General features: G+C 68.3%; 17 protein-coding genes and 1 other RNA gene. 10 read left to right on the top strand and 8 right to left on the bottom strand.

Annotated features, from left to right (window positions below):
- Positions 1–31 precede the first annotated feature (31 nt).
- Positions 32–574 (bottom strand): methylated-DNA--[protein]-cysteine S-methyltransferase, encoded by a 543-nt coding sequence (locus tag ACCQ04_RS13655; protein ID WP_102596843.1) that lies wholly within the window; start codon positions 572–574, stop codon positions 32–34.
- Positions 571–2,034, bottom strand: a complete 1,464-nt coding sequence (locus tag ACCQ04_RS13650) for an AlkA N-terminal domain-containing protein (protein ID WP_226427199.1) — start codon at positions 2,032–2,034, stop codon at positions 571–573. The genes ACCQ04_RS13655 and ACCQ04_RS13650 overlap by 4 nt, the downstream gene beginning before the upstream one ends.
- A 148-nt stretch (positions 2,035–2,182) precedes the next feature.
- Here ACCQ04_RS13650 and ACCQ04_RS13645 point away from each other — a divergent pair, with 148 nt between their 5' ends.
- From ACCQ04_RS13645 to ubiM, 6 genes are all read left to right on the top strand, one after another.
- Positions 2,183–3,352 carry a COG3904 family protein gene (locus ACCQ04_RS13645; RefSeq protein WP_226427198.1) on the top strand — a complete coding sequence of 390 codons (1,170 nt, stop codon included), beginning with the start codon at positions 2,183–2,185 and terminating at the stop codon, positions 3,350–3,352.
- A gap of 64 nt (positions 3,353–3,416) precedes the next feature.
- Positions 3,417–3,665 carry a hypothetical protein gene (locus ACCQ04_RS13640; RefSeq protein ID WP_226427197.1) on the top strand — a complete coding sequence of 83 codons (249 nt, stop codon included), beginning with the start codon at positions 3,417–3,419 and terminating at the stop codon, positions 3,663–3,665.
- Between the two features lie 150 nt (positions 3,666–3,815).
- Positions 3,816–4,325 carry a DUF4019 domain-containing protein gene (locus ACCQ04_RS13635; RefSeq protein ID WP_047126840.1) on the top strand — a complete coding sequence of 170 codons (510 nt, stop codon included), beginning with the start codon at positions 3,816–3,818 and terminating at the stop codon, positions 4,323–4,325.
- A gap of 25 nt (positions 4,326–4,350) precedes the next feature.
- Positions 4,351–4,752, top strand: coding sequence for an MAPEG family protein (locus tag ACCQ04_RS13630; RefSeq protein WP_102253783.1), 402 nt, complete (start codon positions 4,351–4,353; stop codon positions 4,750–4,752).
- Between the two features lie 200 nt (positions 4,753–4,952).
- Positions 4,953–5,028: non-coding RNA, sX9 sRNA (locus ACCQ04_RS13625), on the top strand.
- A gap of 31 nt (positions 5,029–5,059) precedes the next feature.
- Positions 5,060–6,238: a 5-demethoxyubiquinol-8 5-hydroxylase UbiM gene (gene ubiM / locus ACCQ04_RS13620; protein WP_372358544.1), complete on the top strand. Its 1,179-nt coding sequence runs from the start codon at positions 5,060–5,062 to the stop codon at positions 6,236–6,238.
- A 212-nt stretch (positions 6,239–6,450) separates the two neighbouring features.
- Here the strand turns inward: ubiM and ACCQ04_RS13615 are convergent, their stop codons facing one another.
- From ACCQ04_RS13615 to ACCQ04_RS13600, 4 genes are all read right to left on the bottom strand, one after another.
- Entirely contained in the window at positions 6,451–6,771 is a 321-nt protein-coding gene (locus tag ACCQ04_RS13615) for a hypothetical protein (RefSeq protein WP_104569780.1), read from the bottom strand.
- Entirely contained in the window at positions 6,768–7,010 is a 243-nt protein-coding gene (locus ACCQ04_RS13610) for an RNA-binding S4 domain-containing protein (RefSeq protein WP_024939760.1), read from the bottom strand. The genes ACCQ04_RS13615 and ACCQ04_RS13610 overlap by 4 nt, the downstream gene beginning before the upstream one ends.
- 152 nt (positions 7,011–7,162) lie before the next feature.
- Positions 7,163–7,810 carry a hypothetical protein gene (locus ACCQ04_RS13605; protein WP_226427195.1) on the bottom strand — a complete coding sequence of 216 codons (648 nt, stop codon included), beginning with the start codon at positions 7,808–7,810 and terminating at the stop codon, positions 7,163–7,165.
- Between the two features lie 27 nt (positions 7,811–7,837).
- Positions 7,838–8,338, bottom strand: coding sequence for an RNA polymerase sigma factor (locus ACCQ04_RS13600; protein WP_047126836.1), 501 nt, complete (start codon positions 8,336–8,338; stop codon positions 7,838–7,840).
- 172 nt (positions 8,339–8,510) lie between these two features.
- Here ACCQ04_RS13600 and ACCQ04_RS13595 point away from each other — a divergent pair, with 172 nt between their 5' ends.
- From ACCQ04_RS13595 to ACCQ04_RS13580, 4 genes are all read left to right on the top strand, one after another.
- Positions 8,511–10,427, top strand: coding sequence for a DEAD/DEAH box helicase (locus ACCQ04_RS13595; protein ID WP_184456384.1), 1,917 nt, complete (start codon positions 8,511–8,513; stop codon positions 10,425–10,427).
- 272 nt (positions 10,428–10,699) lie between these two features.
- Complete coding sequence (locus ACCQ04_RS13590) at positions 10,700–13,105, top strand: putative bifunctional diguanylate cyclase/phosphodiesterase (protein ID WP_226427559.1); 2,406 nt, start codon at positions 10,700–10,702, stop codon at positions 13,103–13,105.
- A 48-nt stretch (positions 13,106–13,153) separates the two neighbouring features.
- The gene (locus ACCQ04_RS13585) at positions 13,154–13,876 is read left to right on the top strand and encodes a pseudouridine synthase (protein WP_016903964.1); all 723 of its coding nucleotides are present in this window, start codon (positions 13,154–13,156) and stop codon (positions 13,874–13,876) included.
- 74 nt (positions 13,877–13,950) lie between these two features.
- On the top strand, positions 13,951–15,075 hold the full coding sequence (locus tag ACCQ04_RS13580) for a GGDEF domain-containing protein (RefSeq protein WP_202397395.1): 1,125 nt from the start codon (positions 13,951–13,953) through the stop codon (positions 15,073–15,075).
- Between the two features lie 88 nt (positions 15,076–15,163).
- On the opposite strand, the gene ACCQ04_RS13575 is transcribed toward ACCQ04_RS13580, so the two are convergent.
- Together ACCQ04_RS13575 and ACCQ04_RS13570 are read right to left on the bottom strand one after the other, a co-directional pair.
- Positions 15,164–16,111: a DMT family transporter gene (locus ACCQ04_RS13575; protein ID WP_016903967.1), complete on the bottom strand. Its 948-nt coding sequence runs from the start codon at positions 16,109–16,111 to the stop codon at positions 15,164–15,166.
- Positions 16,112–16,148: 37 nt separating this feature from the next.
- Entirely contained in the window at positions 16,149–16,982 is an 834-nt protein-coding gene (locus ACCQ04_RS13570; RefSeq protein WP_226427194.1) for a DUF72 domain-containing protein, read from the bottom strand.
- Positions 16,983–17,182: the final 200 nt, after the last annotated feature.

The following is a 17,182-nucleotide window of genomic DNA, read 5'->3' as shown; positions in this document are numbered from 1 at the left end:
CAGTTTACGGCCTGGCAATGACGTCGCGAAGTCAGCGCGTGCCGGCGGCGGATGCGGCGAACAGATCGTCGGCCGCTGCGCCCTGGCGCGGTGACCAGCCTTCCAGCTGCAACAAGGCCTGCTTGGTCGGCAGACCGCCGCCGAAGCCGGTCAGCGCACCATTGGCGCCGATCACGCGGTGGCAGGGCAGCACGATCGGCAATGGATTGCGCCCATTGGCAGCGCCGACCGCGCGGCTGGCGGCGGGGCGTCCCACCGCATGCGCGAGCTGCGCATAGCTCCAGGTCTGCCCGAACGGAATCTGCGCCAGCGTATGCCAGACCTGCAGCTGGAACGGCGTGCCGGTCGGGGTCAATGGCAAATCGAAGCTGCGCCGCCCGCCATACAGATAGTCGAGCAATTGCTCGCGCGCCTCGCGCACCAGCGGCGCATCGGGGTCGTGCTGCCAACGCGCGCGGCCGACCGCGTCGTAGCGGTTCTGCGCGAACAGGATGTGGTGCACGCCGGCAGCATCGGCGGCCACGCTGAGCGCGCCGATCGGCGAGGGAAAGGTGTCGTAATACAACGTGCTCATGAGCGGGTGTCCTTGCGATCGACAGCGAAATGCCACAGGTGCAATACGGCGTAGGCGCGCCACGGCCGCCAGGCCTGCGAGCGCGCTTCGGTGGCACACTCGCTCAGGCGCTCGGGCGTGCCGAGCACCTGCTGCAGGATTAGGTCGCCGGCCGGAAACGCGTCCGGATGCGACAGCGCACGCATGGCGACGTAATGCGCGGTCCACGGCCCGATACCGGGCAACGCGGTGCAGGCGGCGACGAACTCGGACAGGCGCTGGCCGGCGCCGAAATGCAGCCGCCCTTGCGCGCAGGCCGAGGCCAGCGCCCGCAGCGTGGCCGCGCGCGCCCGCGGCAGGCCGAGTTGTTCCAGCGGCGCCTCGGCCAGCTGTGCCGGGGTCGGAAAGATGCGGTCCAGGCCGGGCGGCATCTCCAGATGATGGCCGCCATGCCGGTCGACCAGCCGCGCCGCCAGCGTCGCCGCGCCGGCCACGCTGATCTGCTGGCCCAGCACGGCGCGCACGGCCACTTCGAAGCCGTCCCAGCCACCCGGCACGCGCAGGCCGGGGCGGCGCGCGATCGCCTCGGCCAGCAGCGGCTCGGTCGCCAGCGTGGCGTGCACCGCCTGCAGGTCTGCATCCAGATCGAACAGCCGGCGCACCCGCCGCACGATCTGCGGAATCTGGCGCGGGTCGGTGGCGCCGATGCGCAGCAACAACTCCGCACGCTGCGGCGCCGCGCTGACCTCGATCAGCGTTGCGTTGCCCGGCGTGCCGATCACGCGCCGGTAGCCGCTGGCGTCGACCTGCTCGATGCCGGGAATCGCGCGGCGTTGCAGGAATGCCAGCATCGCCGGCAGATCCAGCGGCGGGCGGTAGCCCAGGCGCAGGGTCAACTCGCCACCCGGGACCTCGGTACGCTGCTTGCGCAGCGCCGATGGCGGCATCCCGCAGCCTTCCAGGAATGCGGCATTGAAGCGACGCAGGCTGTTGAAGCCGGCCGCCAGCGCGACCTCGGTGACCGGCAATGCGGTCTCGGTCAGCAGTTGCTTGGCCAGCAGCAGCCGGCGCGTGCCGTGCACCTGGATCGGGGTGGCACCGAGCTGCTGCACGAACTGCCGCTGCAGCTGGCGTGCGCTCAGGCCCACTGCGTCGGCCAGGGTCTGCACCGGCTGCTCCTGCAGGGCACCGTCGGCAATCATCGCCAGTGCGCGTTGCACGCTCTCTTCGCCCAGATGCTGCTGCGCCTGCGGCGACAGCTCGGGGCGGCAGCGCAGGCAGGGCCGGTAGCCGGCGGCACTGGCTGCCGCCGCGCTGGGGTAATAGCTGATGTTGCCCGGCTTGGGTGGCGGCGCCGGACAGACCGGGCGGCAGTAGATGCCGGTGCTGCGCACTGCGGTAAAGAACAGCCCGTCGAAGCGTGCATCGCGCGCCAGGCGGGCGCGGTCGCATTGGAGTCGGTCGGGCGTGGCGGTCTGCATGGCGCCAGTCTATGCGCTCGCCCCGGCCCGGGCTGGCCGTTTTCGGACAGGGTTGCACCGGGCCGCCGCGTTCATGGCAGGGTCAAACGCTTCGCCCATTCAGCCATAGACTGAGGGTGATCTCCGTCGCGGTCCGTTGCCTGACATCATGCTGAAACTGCTCTGTCTGTCCCTTTCATGCGTGCTGGCGCTGGCGGCCTGCGAACGCACCAGTACCTCGGCCGATGCCGCCGCGACGCAGCAGAGCGGCGCGGGGCAGGGCGATGGCGACCATATGGTGTCGGTGGATACGCCCGAGCCGGTGGCGCCGCCGCGGCCGCGTGCACAGGCCGGCGAAGCCGGCTGGCCGCAGGCGGAGCTGGACGCGGGCAAGGCCTGGATCAGTTGCGCCACCGATTACAGCAGCGAAGCCGGCGACGGCACGCTGCTGCCTGCGCTGGACCGCGCCAGCGTGGAGGCGGCGCTGGCGCCGTGTCGCGACACAGGCCTGCTGCGGGTGCGCTACGCCGGCAAGATCAACGCCGGCTTCGCTGCGTTGGTGTGGCGGCTGGCCGCGGTGGCCGAGCAACTGCGGCTGCCGCATCGCATCCTGGACCTGGACTCCAGCGGCGGGCAGGTGGAAGCGGCAATTCGCGCCGGCGATGTCATCGGCGAATCCAATTGGACCATCTGGGTGCGCGAAGGCTCGATCTGCCACAGCGCCTGCGTGTTCGTGCTGGCCGCCGGCGACAACCGGCTGGTGGCCGGCAAGGTCGGCATCCATCGCATGATGCGGATCAGTTCCAAGGCCACCTCGCGCGCGGAACTCAATCGCGAATTGCGCGAGGTCTACGGCAACGTCAAGGATTATCTGGAGCGCAACGGCGTGGCGGTGGCGGTGGCCGACCTGATGATGACCGTGCCCAACCGCAGCCTGCGCCTGCTGACGATGGACGAGCTGCGCGAGTACGGGCTGGATGGCACCAACGCGGTGCAGGACGACCTGGAGCGCATCCGCCAGATGCGCAAGTGCGGCGACGCCTTCGTGCGCCGCAAGGACGCGTTTCTGGTTGCCTTCGACCAGAAGTGCAAGGGCGAGGGCGCCGATCTGGAGGCGGTCAATGCCTGCGGCCTGGCCTTGAAGCAGCGCTTCGGCTTCCCGGATGCGGCCTGCCCGGAAGAAAGCCCGCTGGCCGAAACCGATGCCGCCGCGCTGCCGGCCACCGCCGCAGCGCAGGCCGCGCCGGCGGCCGACGCGGAGGCAGGAGCGCCAGCTGCGGCACCTGCCGCAGAGTCGGCTGCCGAACCCGCGCCGGACCCCGCCCAGGGCGAGGGCTGAGCTTCACACCCACCGCACTGCCGGCTGCCTATGGTCGCGGCATACCACGGAGCCGGGGGGCGACATGCTTGGAAAGACGAAAGGCGTTGCGCTGGCATATCTGCCATCGGCGCTGCTGGTGCTGGCCGGGTTTGGCGTGGCCGAACTGCTGCAGGTGATCGCTGCGGCCAGCCATGTGCAGTGGCCGGCGACGCTGGCAGTGTGGCTGAGCCTGGCGGCCCTGATCGCGGCCATCGCGCGCGCACTGTGGGTCAGTTGGCGACTGTGGCGGCCGCGTGGTGTCGCGGTGGTTCCGCCCGGCGGCGACATCTGATTTTTGAGTCAAGGCGTGGGTTCCCGGCACCTGGCTCGCGCGTCGCTTGCACACTCACCTCACCATGCAGCGCAGGTCTTAAACTGCCGCGCTCGTCGCAAACTCTGCGGCGGTTCCCATCCGTTTGCTACGCACAAGGTCATCTGCCCCATGTTCCGTCCTCGTCTGCTTGCCGCACTGCTGTTGGCTCCCTCGCTGGTCCTGGCACAACAGCCGCAGACGGCTGCACGTCCGGCCGCCGCTCCCCAGGCGGCGCCCACGGCCAGCCCGGCGCAGCAGGCGCAGCTGACCAAACAGAACACCGAGATGACCCAGGCGGCATTGCGGGTGGCGCAGATGGTCGACGCCAACCAGGTGGCCTCACTGTGGGATGGCGCCTCCAGCGTCGCCAAGACCGCGGTCAAGCGCGATGTCTTCGTGAGCCAGATCGGCGCCGAACGTGCGCGCCTGGGGGCGGTGGTCGGACGCGGGCAGGGCTCGGTGACACGGGTCAAATACGCTGCCGGCGCGCAGGTGCCCGAAGGCCTGTACGTCAACGTTAGCTTCCCGACCCGGTTTGCCAAGGCCCAGCAGCCGGTGCGCGAGCTGGTGTCGTTCCGCCTGGACGAGGACAAGACCTGGCGTCTCGCCGGTTACAGCCTGCGCGCGTCGATCAAGTGATCTTGCAGCTCATCGGGAGACCCGTGTGGAACTGACCATCGAACTACAGATGCTGGGCTGGGCCATGGTGCTCGGTCTGGTGCAACTGCTGGCCGCCTCGGCCAGCATGACCGCCCAGCGCGGGACCAAATGGAATGCCAGCGCCCGCGATGGCGACCCCAAGCCCCTGACCGGCGTCGCGGCGCGGCTGGATCGCGCCTTCCGCAATTATCAGGAGACGTTCCCGATCTTCGCTGCTGCGGTACTGGCGGTGAGCGTTGCCGGGCGTACCAATGCAGACACCGCACTGGGCGTGCAGCTGTACCTTTGGGCGCGCGTGGCTTACGTGCCTGTGTATGCGGCAGGCATTCCCTATCTGCGCAGCGCAATCTGGGTGGTGTCGTTCTGGGGCATCGTCAAGCTGGTGCGGGCGTTGCTGGGCTGGTGACGCAGGCTGGGCTGCGTGCGCGTAGCCGGTGGGCAGTGGCTGCGAAAACGCAGCGACAGATCGCGCCTGCGACTGCGTTGGGCTGCCTGGTTCGGTCACTGCTTGATCCTGATCAAGTCCGGCCAGCACCACTGCCATTAAACTGAGAGCCGCTACCAAGACGGCTGCGCTCACCGCCAGGTGTGCGTGCCCGATGCGGCAGGTGCCACGCGGACATGCCGGTTGCTTTGCGCCGACCGCATCCAGCTGACCATTGCATGCGAGGTCTTGTTAGCTCCTCTGGGTCTTGGTGGTGAAGGAGCGTGGCATGCAATCGGTGGATGTCGCAGTCATTGGTGCCGGGCCGGTCGGCCTGAGTTTTGCGCGGTCGTTGGCCGGCAGTGGCCTGTCGGTGCTGGTGGTCGACCAGCAGCCGCGCGCGCAACTGGCCGAGCCGGCCTTCGACGGACGCGAAATCGCGCTGACCCATGCCTCGCGTGCGTTGCTGGAGCAACTGGGCATCTGGCCGCAATTTCCCGCCGATGCGATCTCGCCGCTGCGCGACGCCCGCGTCATGGACGGACATTCGCACTTCGCGCTGACCTTCGCCGCCTCCGCGCGTGGTGCCGGCGATCTGGGCTGGCTGGTTCCCAATCATCTGATCCGTCGCGCGGCCTGGCAGGCGGTGCAGGCGCAAGCTGCGTTGGAGATGCGCTGCTCTTGCACGCCGCAGGCCGTGCAGCAGCAGCGCGACCGCGTGGTGCTGCAGTTATCCGATGGGGAAACGGTATCGGCGCGCCTGCTGGTGGCGGCCGACAGTCGCTTTTCCAGCACCCGGCGCCTGCTCGGCATCGGTGCGCAGCTGCGTGATTTCGGCAAGACCATGCTGGTGTGCCGGATGCGGCATGCGCTGCCGCACGGGCATGCCGCCTGGGAGTGGTTTGGCTACGGCAAGACGCTGGCGTTGTTGCCGCTGCAGGGCAATCGGGCCGGTGCGGTGCTGACCCTGCCGCCGCGACAGGTGGAGGCCTTGCTGGCGATGGAGGCGGTGGACTTCAGTGCGGCGGTGACCGAGGCGTTCGAGCATCGGCTCGGGCCGATGCAGCAGGACGGCAGCCGGCATGCCTATCCGCTGGTGGCGGCCTATGCGCAACGCTTTATCGCCGAGCGTGCCGCGTTGATCGGTGATGCGGCGGTGGGCATGCACCCGGTCACCGCGCACGGCTTTAATTTCGGATTGCAGAGCCAGGCGCGCCTGGCCGAGCGTGTGCGCGCCGCTGCCGCCGCTGGGCGCGACATCGGGGCTGCGGCCCTGCTGCAGGGCTACGAGCGGGCGCACCGGCTGGCGACGCGGCCGCTGTATGAAGCGACCAACGCATTGGCCGCGCTGTATACCGACGACCGTGCGCCGGCCCGCCTGCTGCGACGTGGTGCCTTGCGTGCGGCGCATGCGGTGGCGCCGTTCAAGCAGGCGATTGCGGCGCATCTGACCCAGCGCAGCGTCTGACGTATCGAAGTGGGAGCAGGGAGGCACAGTGCGTGCAGCGCTGCGCTGTGGTCCTCACGCGCAGTGGCTTGTAACGGTGTTCGACATGCGGGCGGGCAATGCGGTTAGCGGCCCGTTCGCGGGTGCTCGTTCGGCAATCGGATGGGCTCGATCAGGCCGGATTTGCATGAGGTCGGCTTTCGTCAGGCGCGCCGCAGTCGGGCACGCAGCCATCAGGCCGGCGCGTTGACCCGCGCAAGAATCGCATCGATCGCGCTGCGCGCATCGCCGCTGCGCAAGGCGTCTTCCAGCAGTGGAATCACCCAGGCGCAGCCGGCCTTGGTCACGTCTGCGCGCCAGCCGCCGGGCCAGGCTTCCAGCTCGTGCAAGGCCAGCATGCTGCAACCGCCGCGCTCGGCGTGACCGCCACGGATCGACTGCTCGAACCAGAACGGTGTGGGTGAATCGACGTCGATCGAGAAAATATAGACATCGTGGTCCGGGTCTTCAGCCGAGGGCGCGTTGTTGCGCCAGCTGACCTGCACCACGCTCATTCTGCCGGCTCCGCATCGGGGTCCAGCGCCAGCACGCGGATCTCTACATCGTCCAGTTGCACGCACTGGCCGGGGCGGATCTTGGCGGTCTTGCGCAGTTCCTGCACGCCATCGACGCTGACCGCGCCGCTGGCGACGATCGCCTTGCCCTGCCCACCGCTGTCGGCAATACCCGCCAGCTTGAGCAACTGGTTGAGTTCGATGTACTCGCCGTCCAGGTCGAATTCCAGAAATTGCATGGTGCGCTCGGTGACAGGAAGACGGCGATTATCCGCCTGTCGCAGCCGGCAACACCACCGTGCCGAACGCAGCCCCGGCAGGTGGAGTCGTGCGCGACGCATGCGCGCCAGCGGCGGACACGACGCCGGAGGCGCGGTGCGGGGCGGTACGCTTATCCGCGTCGAAAGCGTGCAATCTCGTCCAGCATGCTTTCGGCGCGCACGACGCCGGGCCCGGCATGCGCGTTGTCGATGCGCTCCAGCCACGGATGGCGTTTGCGCTGCAGCCGTCGATAGCCGAGCCAGGTGCCGATGCCGCCGAATACACCCACCAACAGATTGAGCAGCAGCCAGTCGTGCGGCAGGGTCAGGCCGGTCAGCCCGCGCCAGCCGGCGTCGGCCACGGCCACCCACAGCACCCAGAACGCCACGCCCAGCCACGGGGCCACCCGCGTGCGCCAGCGCCGCAGCTGCGCGAGCGCGCGCTGCGTCGGCAGCAGCGGTCCGGCAAAGTCCAGCTGCGCCAGCAGCTGCAGCTGTCGTAGTGCGGAGATCGCCAGTGCAATGCTCCACAGCTGCAGCAGCACGCCGCCGATGATGGCTGCAGCCTGATCGGTGTGGGCAAGCCAGCTGCGCGCGATCACGACGTGCAGCGCCACGGCGCACAGCAGTTGCGCGGATTGGCTCAGCCATAGCGGGCGCAGGCTGGTGCGCGCCGCATGGCCACGCACCTGGCCGACGATGTGGCCGATCTGCGTGCCGTGCTGATCCAGACGGTGTTCCATCGCGTGCCAGGCGCGTTGCATGTCGTCGAGTTCCATCGAATGTTCCTTGGGCGAAGTGGGTGGTCAGAGTTCGGCGCGGATGCGCGCCTTGAGGCGGCTGAGTTTCGTGGCGACATTGGTCTCGCTGATGCCGAGCACCTCGCCGATCTCGCGGTAGCTGTGCGCGTCCAGGTACAGCAGCATCAAGGCGCGTTCCAGCGGCGGCAGCTGGGCGATGAAGCCATGGAGTGCGGCGACCTGCTGCGCGTGTGCCGGGTCGCGCGCCAGCGGGTCGGCGATGCTGTCGGCCACCGCCTCCAGCGGGAGCGGGTCCTGCGGCGCGCGGCTGCGGCCGCGCAGATCGCTGATCGCCACGTTCAAGGCAATGCGGTACATCCAGGTGGAAAAGCGCCGGCCGGCGTCGTAGCCGGGGAATGCGCGCCATAACTGCACGGTGATGTCTTGCGCCAGCTCGGCGCGGTCGTCCGGGTTCCAGCAATAGCTGGCCGCGACCTTCAGGACGATGCCGCGGTGCTGCTGCAGCAGAGCGTTGAAGCGGGTGTGCAGGTCTGTTTCCAGGGACATGGCTCCGGCCGGGTGGGTGGATGACAAGGGTCGAGGAGATGATTCGCCGCAGCGGGCAAATCCTCACAAGCTGAACGGACTGTCACGGAAATTTCGACAGCAGGGGGCCTGAGGGCGCACACTATGCTGCTTTGCGCCTGCCGGCTCCGTGCGGCGCCTCCGGAGTTACCCAATGACCCAAGAATCTCCCGCGCCGCTGCTGTTTGCAGACCTCGGCCTCTCAGACGCTGTGATGAAGGCGGTTGCCGCCGTCGGCTATGAGTCGCCGTCGCCGATCCAGGCCGCCACCATCCCCGCGCTGCTGGCCGGCCGCGACGTGCTCGGCCAGGCGCAGACCGGCACCGGCAAGACCGCCGCGTTCGCGCTGCCGGTGCTGTCCAATGCCGACCTCAACCAGCTCAAGCCGCAGGCGCTGGTGCTGGCGCCGACCCGCGAGCTGGCCATCCAGGTCGCCGAGGCGTTCCAGAAATATGCCGAAGCCATTCCCGGCTTCCGCGTGCTGCCGGTCTACGGCGGCCAGCCCTATGCCCAGCAGCTGAGCGCGCTCAAGCGCGGCGTGCATGTGGTGGTCGGCACCCCCGGCCGCGTGATCGATCACCTGGACCGCGGCACGCTGGACCTGTCCCAGCTCAAGACGCTGGTGCTGGACGAAGCCGACGAAATGCTGCGCATGGGCTTCATCGACGACGTCGAAGCGGTGCTGAAGAAGTTGCCGGAGAAGCGCCAGGTGGCGCTATTCTCGGCGACCATGCCGCCGGCGATCCGCCGCATTGCGCAGACCTATCTGAAGGACCCGGCCGAAGTCACCATCGCGGCCAAGACCACCACCTCGGCCAACATCCGCCAGCGCTACTGGTGGGTGAGCGGCCTGCACAAGCTGGACGCACTGACCCGCATCCTGGAGGTCGAGCCGTTCGACGGCATGATCATCTTCGCGCGCACCAAGGCTGCCACCGAAGAGCTGGCGCAGAAGCTGCAGGCACGCGGCATGGCCGCGGCGGCCATCAACGGCGACATGCAGCAGGCCGCCCGCGAGAAGACCATTGCCCAGCTCAAGGACGGCAAGCTCGACATCCTGGTCGCCACCGACGTGGCTGCGCGCGGCCTGGACGTGGAGCGCGTCAGCCATGTGCTGAACTACGACATCCCGTACGACACCGAGAGCTACGTGCACCGCATCGGCCGTACCGGCCGTGCCGGCCGCAACGGTGATGCGATCCTGTTCGTCACCCCGCGCGAGAAGGGCATGCTGCGCGCGATCGAACGCGCCACCCGCCAGCCGATCGAAGAAATGCAGCTGCCGAGCGTGGATGCGGTCAACGACACCCGCGTGGCACGTTTCATGACCCGCATCACCGAGACCCTGGCCGGCGGCCAGATCGAGATGTATCGCGATCTGCTGCAGCGCTACGAGAGCGAGAACAACGTACCGGCGATCGATATCGCTGCAGCATTGGCCAAGTTGCTGCAGGGCGATGCGCCGTTCCTGCTGACCCCGCCGGTGCGCGGTGCACGCGAGGAATTTGCACCGCGCGAGCGCAACGATCGCGGCGAGCGTCCGCGCTTCGAGCCGAAGTTCGAGCGTGGCCCGCGTGCCGATGGCGAGCGTGCGGCACGCCCGCCGCGTGCGGAACGTCCGGCGTTCGCCAGCGATGGCGCGGGCGCCGAGCGTCCGCGTCGCGATCCGGTTGCGCCGCGTGGCGAGCCGGAGTTCGGCATGGAGAGCTACCGCATCGAAGTGGGCCACACCCACGGCGTGAAGCCGGCCAACATCGTCGGCGCGATCGCCAACGAAGCCGGCCTGGAAAGCCGCTATATCGGCCGTATCGACATCCAGGACGATTATTCGATCCTGGACCTGCCGGCCGACATGCCGCGCGAACTGCTGACGCACCTGAAGAAGGTCTGGGTGTCCGGCCAGCAGCTCAACATGCGCAAGCTGGAAGAAGGCGAAGCGGCCGCGTCGCCGTCCAAGCCGCGCTTCCCGCGCGGCGGCAAGCCGTCCGGTCGCCCGAATGGCCCGAACCGTCCGATGGACCGCGCCGGCGCGCCGCATCGCAAGGGCCCGCCCAAGCCCCGCGGCGAGTAAGCACCGCTGACAACCCGGCGGCGTGCGGCTGCCCGGCCGATCCGGCCGGTCGCCGCAGTCGCTATGCTTATCAATGCATAGCGGTGTACGCGCGTCACGCGTCGGCACCGCAGCGATTGTCGGCGGCATCCTGTTAGCCATGCTAAGTTCCGCGCCGACCGTGGCCGGGCGGGCGCAGCCATACAGACTGCGCCGTTGCGGCCGCTACTGCCTTCAGGCGCCCACTGGGCGCCTGAATCGCATGGGCAGCAGCAGGGGGGGCGAGGATGACAATGGCGCAGATGGCGGGCGGCACGAGCGGTACGCGGACCATGCATCTGATGCGCGGCTGGCTGACGCTTCCCTTGGCCTTGTTGATCGGCATGGCCGTCGGCATGGCGGTGCTCTCGGCACTAGTGATCGAGATCCAGTCCGGGGCAATGGCCTGGATCGTCGGCCAGAGCCACTGGTCCAATGCCCAGCAGGAGTCGGTGTACTGGCTGGAGCGCTATCTGGGCAGCGGCGATCCGGCCGACCTGCAGGCCGCCTGCCGCGCGCTGGAAGTGCCGCTCGGCGACCGCGCCGCACGCGAGGCAGTCGAGCAGCCGGTGATCGACTGGGCTGCGGTCCATGCCGGGCTGGCCGCCGGCCGCAATGCCCGTGAGGACATGCCGCAAATGGTGCGGCTGTATCGCTACGGCCATGTCTTTCCGTATCTGGGCGACGCCATCGCGATGTGGAAACACACCGACGCCGACCTGCTGCAACTGAGCACCCTGGCCGACCGGGCCGCCTCCGTGCAGGCCGCCAGCCGCCCGGATCCGCGCGCGCTGCAGGCCCTGCGCGACGAGCTGCACCTGCTCGACGGCCGCATGCGCGGCGATACCGCGCAGTTCCAGGCGCTGCTGGTCCGCTGCGCGCGGTTGCTGCACGATGTGATGGTGGTCTGCAGCCTGGCGACCCTGTTGCTGGTGCTGATCACCTGCGTGCTGGCGATGCGCCGCATCCGCAATTATCTGCTCTCGCACGAAGGACGCTTCCGCACCGCGTTTCAGCAGGCGGCGCTGGGCATGGTCAAGTTCGACCTGCGCGGCCGCGTGCTCGATGCCAATGCCGCGATGGCCAACATCCTGCGCTACCGGCCGGAGGAACTGCAGGCCTGCACGCTGGCCGAGGTGCTGCATCCGGACCATATCGCGCTGGACAGCCGCGGCCTGATCGACTGGCCGACACTGCTGCAGTCGGGCGAGCGGCGCTTGCTGCGCGCCGACGGCGGGGTGATGTGGGGGCGCTGGAGCGCGTCGCTGGTGGAGCCCGGCCCGGAGGAGCCGACCCTGGTGCTGGCAGTGATCGAAGACGTCTCGCATGCGCACGAGCTGGCCGACGAAGTCGCCTTCCATGCGCGCCACGATGCCTTGACCGGCCTGATCAACCGCCGCGAGATCGAACGCCGGCTGCTGCGCCTGATCGAGCCGCCGCAATCGCCGCAGCTCTGCCATGCGCTGTGCTTCGTCGACCTGGATCACTTCAAGCTGGTCAACGACACCTTCGGGCATGCGGTGGGCGACAAGTTCCTGTGCCACTTCGCCGATGTGATCACCATGCAGTTGCGCCCCGGCGACTGGCTGGGGCGGCTGGGCGGCGACGAGTTTGCGATCCTGCTGGCCAATACCGATCTGGCACAGGCGCAGTCCTTGCTGGAGCGCATGCATGCGGTGCTGGGTCAGCCGTGGAGCCACCAGGGCGGACGGCCGCTGACGCCGAGCTGCAGTTTCGGCGTGGTGGAAATCCGCCAGGGCGCCAGCGACGTCAATGCCTTGATGACCGCCGCCGATCTGGCCTGCCACGCGGCCAAGGAAGAAGGGCGCAACCGCATTCGCTGCTTCGGCGAAAACGATCTGGCGCTGGCGCGGCGGCGCCACGACGGTGGCTGGATCAGCGCGGTGCAGCAGGCGATCGCCGAAGACCGGCTGCTGCTGTATGCGCAGAAGATCCAGGTGTTGAGCGATCCGGAACGCCTGCAGTACGAAGTGCTGGTGCGCATGCGCGCGCGCGACGGGCGGGTGCTGAGCCCGGGCGAATTCCTGCCTGCGGTGGAGCGCTACGGCCTGGGGCGCATGGTCGACGTGCATGTGCTGGAAACGCTGTGCGCGCAGCTGGCGGCCAGTCCGATGCATGTGGCCACGCTGGACCTGTGCCACGTCAATCTGTCTGCGCAGTCGATCGCGCAGCCAGATTTTCTCGATTTCGTGTGGTCCTTGTTCGAGCGCTACCCGAGCCTGGTGCCCAAGCTGTGCATGGAGATCACCGAGACCGCGGTCATCGGCGATCTGGAGCACGCGCAGCGCTTCGTGCAGAGCGTGCGTGCGCGCGGCTGCCATGTGGCGCTGGACGATTTCGGCAACGGCCTGGCCTCGTTCGGCTATCTCAAGCAGTTCACCGTGGATGTCCTCAAGATCGATTGCGGCTTCGTGCGCAACTACGCGCATGACGCGGTGGACCGCGCGGCAGTGCACTCGATCGCGCAGGTGGGCCTTGCGCTGGGGATCGAAGTGGTGGCCGAGGGCGTGGAGTCGGAGGCGGACATTCCCGGCCTGCGCGAGGCCGGTGTCGGCCAGGTGCAGGGTTTCAGCCTGCATCGTCCATGCCCGCTGGACGAGCTGCTGCACGCCGGGCAGCCGCTGCTGGCGCTGTCCTGATCGCAGATTGGTGCACGCGCGCCGCTCCAAATCGCCGATAATCGGCCGATGACGACCCGACTCAACAAATACATCGCCGAAACCGGCTTCTGCTCCCGCCGCGAGGCCGATCGCCTGATCGGCGAACGCCGGGTCACCGTCAATGGCGTGGCTGCCGGCACCGGTGCGGTGGTGGGCGAGGACGACACCGTGCTGGTGGACGGCCAGCCGCTGCGCACGCGCGCCGCCAGCAAGCCCGGTGGCCGCAAGCATGTCTACATCGCACTCAACAAGCCGGTGGGCATCACCTGCACCACCGAAAGTTCGGTCAAGGGCAACATCGTCGAATTCGTCGGCCACGAGCAGCGCATCTTCCCGGTCGGCCGGCTCGACAAGGAGTCAGAAGGTCTGATCCTGATGACCAGCAACGGCAACATCGTCAACGAGATCCTGCGCGCGGAAAATCGCCACCAGAAGGAATATCTGGTGGCGGTCAACAAGCCGGTCACCGACGAATTCCTGCGCGGCATGGCGCGTGGCGTGCGCATCCACAACGAGACCACGTTGCCGTGCCGCACCGCGCGCATCGCCAAGTTCGGCTTCCGCATCGTGCTGGAGCAGGGCCTGAACCGGCAGATCCGCCTGATGTCCGCCGAATTCGGCTACCGCGTGACCCAGCTGCGCCGGGTGCGCATCGACAACATCAAGCTGGCCGCGCTCAAGCCCGGGCAGTGGCGCAACCTCAGCGATGCGGAGTTGCGTGGACTGCTGCCGCAACGCACCGACTGGTGAGCGTTTCTCGCGCGTTGGACTGAACCGCAACAGCACGGTGCATCGGCTGCGCAGGCGCAACCCGATGGCCGTGCATGACCGGCTCGGTCATACTTCCGCCGCCGACAGCCAGCTGGGGAGCGGGCAGAGTGATCAAACCGACATTGCCGGACAACGAAGCCGAGCGGCTTGCAGCGCTGCGTCAGTACGAAGTGCTGGATTCGCCGCCCGAGCGTGCCTTCGACGACCTCACCATGATTGCGTCCACGCTGTGCGAGACGCAGATGGCGGCCGTGGTGCTGGTCGACGAACAGCGGCAATGGTTCAAGTCCGCGCATGGCGCGCCGCGCAGCGAAGCATCGCGCGACATCTCGTTCTGCGCGCATGCGATCCTGCGCCCGGATGAAGTGATGATGGTCGACGACACCTTGCTCGACCCGCGCTTCCACGACAATCCGATGGTGACCGGCAGCGCGGCGGTACGCTTCTATGCCGGCGCGCCGTTGGTGACCAGCGAGGGCATGGCGCTGGGCTCGCTCTGCGTCTTCGACCAGACCCCGGCGCATCTGCGCGAAGAACAGCGTGCCGCCTTGCAGGCATTGTCGCGGCAGGCCGCGCATCTGCTGGAACTGCGCCTGGCCGGCAAGCGCCTGCGCCAGCAACTGCACGAGCGCGAATGGTACGAGCAGCAGCTGGCCGGCTATTACGCGCAGATGGACGCGCTGAATGCCGATCTGGTCGAGCAGACCCGCACCGATCCGCTGACCGGCTTGCCCAATCGACGCGCGTTTTCAGTGGCCTTGGCCGCGGCCATGGAACAGACGCGTGCGGCAGGCCAGCCGTTGTCGGTGGCGTTGCTGGACGTGGACCACTTCAAGACCGTCAACGACGTGCATGGGCACGACCAGGGCGACGTGGTGCTGCGCGAACTGTCGGCGTTGCTGCGTGCGCATGTGGCCGGTGCCGGCACCATTGCGCGTTATGGCGGCGAGGAGTTCGTGCTGCTGCTGCCCAACGTGGATCTGCTGCAGGCGCGCGTGCAGTGCGAATACCTGCGCCAGAGCGTGGCGGTGATGACGATCGCGCTGCCGGTGACGGTGAGTATCGGCGTGGCCACGCTGCATCCGCAGGAAAGCGTGGACGCGGTGATCAAGCGCGCCGACCAGGCTCTGTATGCGGCCAAGCGTGGCGGGCGCGACCAGGTGGTGGCGTTGGGGTAGGTGGCGTGCGCACGCGGGTGCGTCATCGATAAGGTCGGTCGCGGCCTGGGCCGCTGCGACGGTGGCGTTTGTTGGTTGCGCCGTGCGGTCAGTCGACGATGTTCTTCGCCTCGGCAGTGCCGAGCAGCTCCGGATGCACGATCTTGCGCCGGCGTTCCAGCACCGGATGCAGGAACACCGCGCCGAGAATGATCGCCACGCCGAGATAGAACTGCACGGTCAGCTCGCGTTGCTCGCCGAGCAGGGCGATCGCCAGCACGATGGCGTAGACCGGTTCCAGGTTGGTCACCAGCTGCACCGAGTAGGCGCTGAGATGGCGCAGTGCCACCAGGGCCAGCGCAAACGGCAGCAGCGTACAGGCCAGCGACAGCACCAGCAGCAGGACGCCGTCGTGCAGGCTGGGGATGATCATCAGGTCGCCATGCAGCGACGGCAGCAACAGCGGCATGGCCGGCGCCAGCACCGTCAGGGTCAAGGTGCCGGCGCCAAGCTCAAGTGCGGTGACGGTGAGCGGGTCGGCATGCGCCACCATGCGCTTGTTGAGCGAACCGAACAGGCCGACGAACACCGCCGAAATCGCGCCGACCACCACGCCGGCGCGCATGCCATCCGGCACCCCGCCGACCACCAGCGCCACGCCGGGCAGCACTGCCAGGCCGAACAGCAATTCGCGCGGGCGGAAGGGGCGTTGCGTCACCCATGGCTCGATCACGGCGGTGAACACCGGCGCCAGTGCAATGCAGGTCGCCGCCACCGAGGCATTGGCCAGCTTGATCGCGCCGTAGAAGGTCAGCCAGTGCAGGGCCACCAGGGCGCCGATGCCGCAATAGCCCAGCACCACGCGGCCGGACAGCCCGCGCAATCCGCGCCACACCCGCGGCAACAGCGCCAGCGCCACCACCACGATCAACATGCGCCACCACACCAACGGCAACGCGGGCAGCGTGATCAGCTTGCCCAGGATCGCGGTGATGCCCCAGAGCAGGACGCAGAAATGGATTTGCAGTTGCGCCTTGCGCAGGTCGGTCGTGGGCATGCGCCATTGTCGCCGAAGACGCGACGCAACGCCCCTGTCAGCGCGCCCCCAACGCCTGCAGCAACGCCATCGCCGCGGCCGGATTGCGCTCCTTGGCAGCACTGATGAAAAACACGAACACCTCGCGCGGCGTGGCTGCGGCGTGCATCGATGCGTCGATATGCGGCAGGTCCGCCACATCGTCGCCGCGCCGCCAGGCCTGGATGCGCTCGGCCCAGCGCGCCAGTGCCGGCGCCAGGTAGCCGGCATGCAGGCGCGCCTGGCTGCGCATCAGCCGCGCATAGACAAAGTCGGTGGACAGATCGGCAAAGGACGGATGCTCGTCCGAGTCGGTGAACACCGTGGCCACCCCATGCCGGCGCACCAATGCCAGCAGCGCGGCATCCACCGCGTCGTGGTCGCGGATTTCCAGCACATGGCGCAGCACGCGCTTGCCGGCGCGTTTGGGCAGCAACGACAGGAAGGCGTCCAGGTCGTCGGCCTGCAGCCGATGCCCTTGTTCGAACTGCCACACCAGCGGCCCCAGCGTATCGCCGAGCTCGACAATGCCGCCGATGAAGTCGTCCACCTGCGCCTGGGTGCCGGCCAGTTTGCGCGACTGGGTGATGCGGCGCGGTGCCTTGGCCGAGAAGACGAACCCGGGCGGCACCTGGTCGCGCCACTTCGCGTAGGTGGCCGGTTTCTGCGTCCCGTAATACGTGCCGTTGATCTCGATGGCGGTGACGTGGCGGCTTGCGTATTCCAGCTCGCGGCGCTGCACCAGCCCTTGCGGATAGAACATCCCCTCCCGCCATGGCGCATACACCCAGCCGCCGATACCGACGTGGATGCCATCGAGCGCGGGCGGGGTGGCGGCGAACAGATCGGTCATGACAGATTCCACGTTGGCGTGAGCGCGCGCCTGGCATGTTCGCAGACGCACAGATGTGGCAAGCCGCCCAGATGATAGCCCCGCCGGCTCCGCGGCGAAGCAGCGCTGCCCCAAACGCTTGCGCGCACTGCCAGGCAGGCGCGGCCGTTGGCGCGGGGCGGCATGCAGGCGTTGTGCACTCGATGCAGGCACAGTCCTGC

Source organism: Xanthomonas sp. NCPPB 2866, assembly GCF_041475745.2.
GTDB lineage: Bacteria > Pseudomonadota > Gammaproteobacteria > Xanthomonadales > Xanthomonadaceae > Xanthomonas > Xanthomonas arboricola.
Note: the sequence above shows the minus strand (reverse complement) of the source record. Positions and strands in the feature narration are given on the sequence as shown.

What these genes read in the sequence shown, in the direction of transcription:
- ACCQ04_RS13655 (WP_102596843.1), bottom strand. Translation starts at nt 574, where the DNA reads ATGAGCACGTTGTATTACGACACCTTTCCCTCGCCGATCGGCGCGCTC.
- ACCQ04_RS13650 (WP_226427199.1), bottom strand. Translation starts at nt 2,034, where the DNA reads ATGCAGACCGCCACGCCCGACCGACTCCAATGCGACCGCGCCCGCCTG.
- ACCQ04_RS13645 (WP_226427198.1), top strand. Translation starts at nt 2,183, where the DNA reads ATGCTGAAACTGCTCTGTCTGTCCCTTTCATGCGTGCTGGCGCTGGCG.
- ACCQ04_RS13640 (WP_226427197.1), top strand. Translation starts at nt 3,417, where the DNA reads ATGCTTGGAAAGACGAAAGGCGTTGCGCTGGCATATCTGCCATCGGCG.
- ACCQ04_RS13635 (WP_047126840.1), top strand. Translation starts at nt 3,816, where the DNA reads ATGTTCCGTCCTCGTCTGCTTGCCGCACTGCTGTTGGCTCCCTCGCTG.
- ubiM (WP_372358544.1), top strand. Translation starts at nt 5,060, where the DNA reads ATGCAATCGGTGGATGTCGCAGTCATTGGTGCCGGGCCGGTCGGCCTG.
- ACCQ04_RS13615 (WP_104569780.1), bottom strand. Translation starts at nt 6,771, where the DNA reads ATGAGCGTGGTGCAGGTCAGCTGGCGCAACAACGCGCCCTCGGCTGAA.
- ACCQ04_RS13610 (WP_024939760.1), bottom strand. Translation starts at nt 7,010, where the DNA reads ATGCAATTTCTGGAATTCGACCTGGACGGCGAGTACATCGAACTCAAC.
- ACCQ04_RS13605 (WP_226427195.1), bottom strand. Translation starts at nt 7,810, where the DNA reads ATGGAACTCGACGACATGCAACGCGCCTGGCACGCGATGGAACACCGT.
- ACCQ04_RS13600 (WP_047126836.1), bottom strand. Translation starts at nt 8,338, where the DNA reads ATGTCCCTGGAAACAGACCTGCACACCCGCTTCAACGCTCTGCTGCAG.
- ACCQ04_RS13595 (WP_184456384.1), top strand. Translation starts at nt 8,511, where the DNA reads ATGACCCAAGAATCTCCCGCGCCGCTGCTGTTTGCAGACCTCGGCCTC.
- ACCQ04_RS13590 (WP_226427559.1), top strand. Translation starts at nt 10,700, where the DNA reads ATGGCGCAGATGGCGGGCGGCACGAGCGGTACGCGGACCATGCATCTG.
- ACCQ04_RS13585 (WP_016903964.1), top strand. Translation starts at nt 13,154, where the DNA reads ATGACGACCCGACTCAACAAATACATCGCCGAAACCGGCTTCTGCTCC.
- ACCQ04_RS13580 (WP_202397395.1), top strand. Translation starts at nt 13,951, where the DNA reads ATGACCGGCTCGGTCATACTTCCGCCGCCGACAGCCAGCTGGGGAGCG.
- ACCQ04_RS13575 (WP_016903967.1), bottom strand. Translation starts at nt 16,111, where the DNA reads ATGCCCACGACCGACCTGCGCAAGGCGCAACTGCAAATCCATTTCTGC.
- ACCQ04_RS13570 (WP_226427194.1), bottom strand. Translation starts at nt 16,982, where the DNA reads ATGACCGATCTGTTCGCCGCCACCCCGCCCGCGCTCGATGGCATCCAC.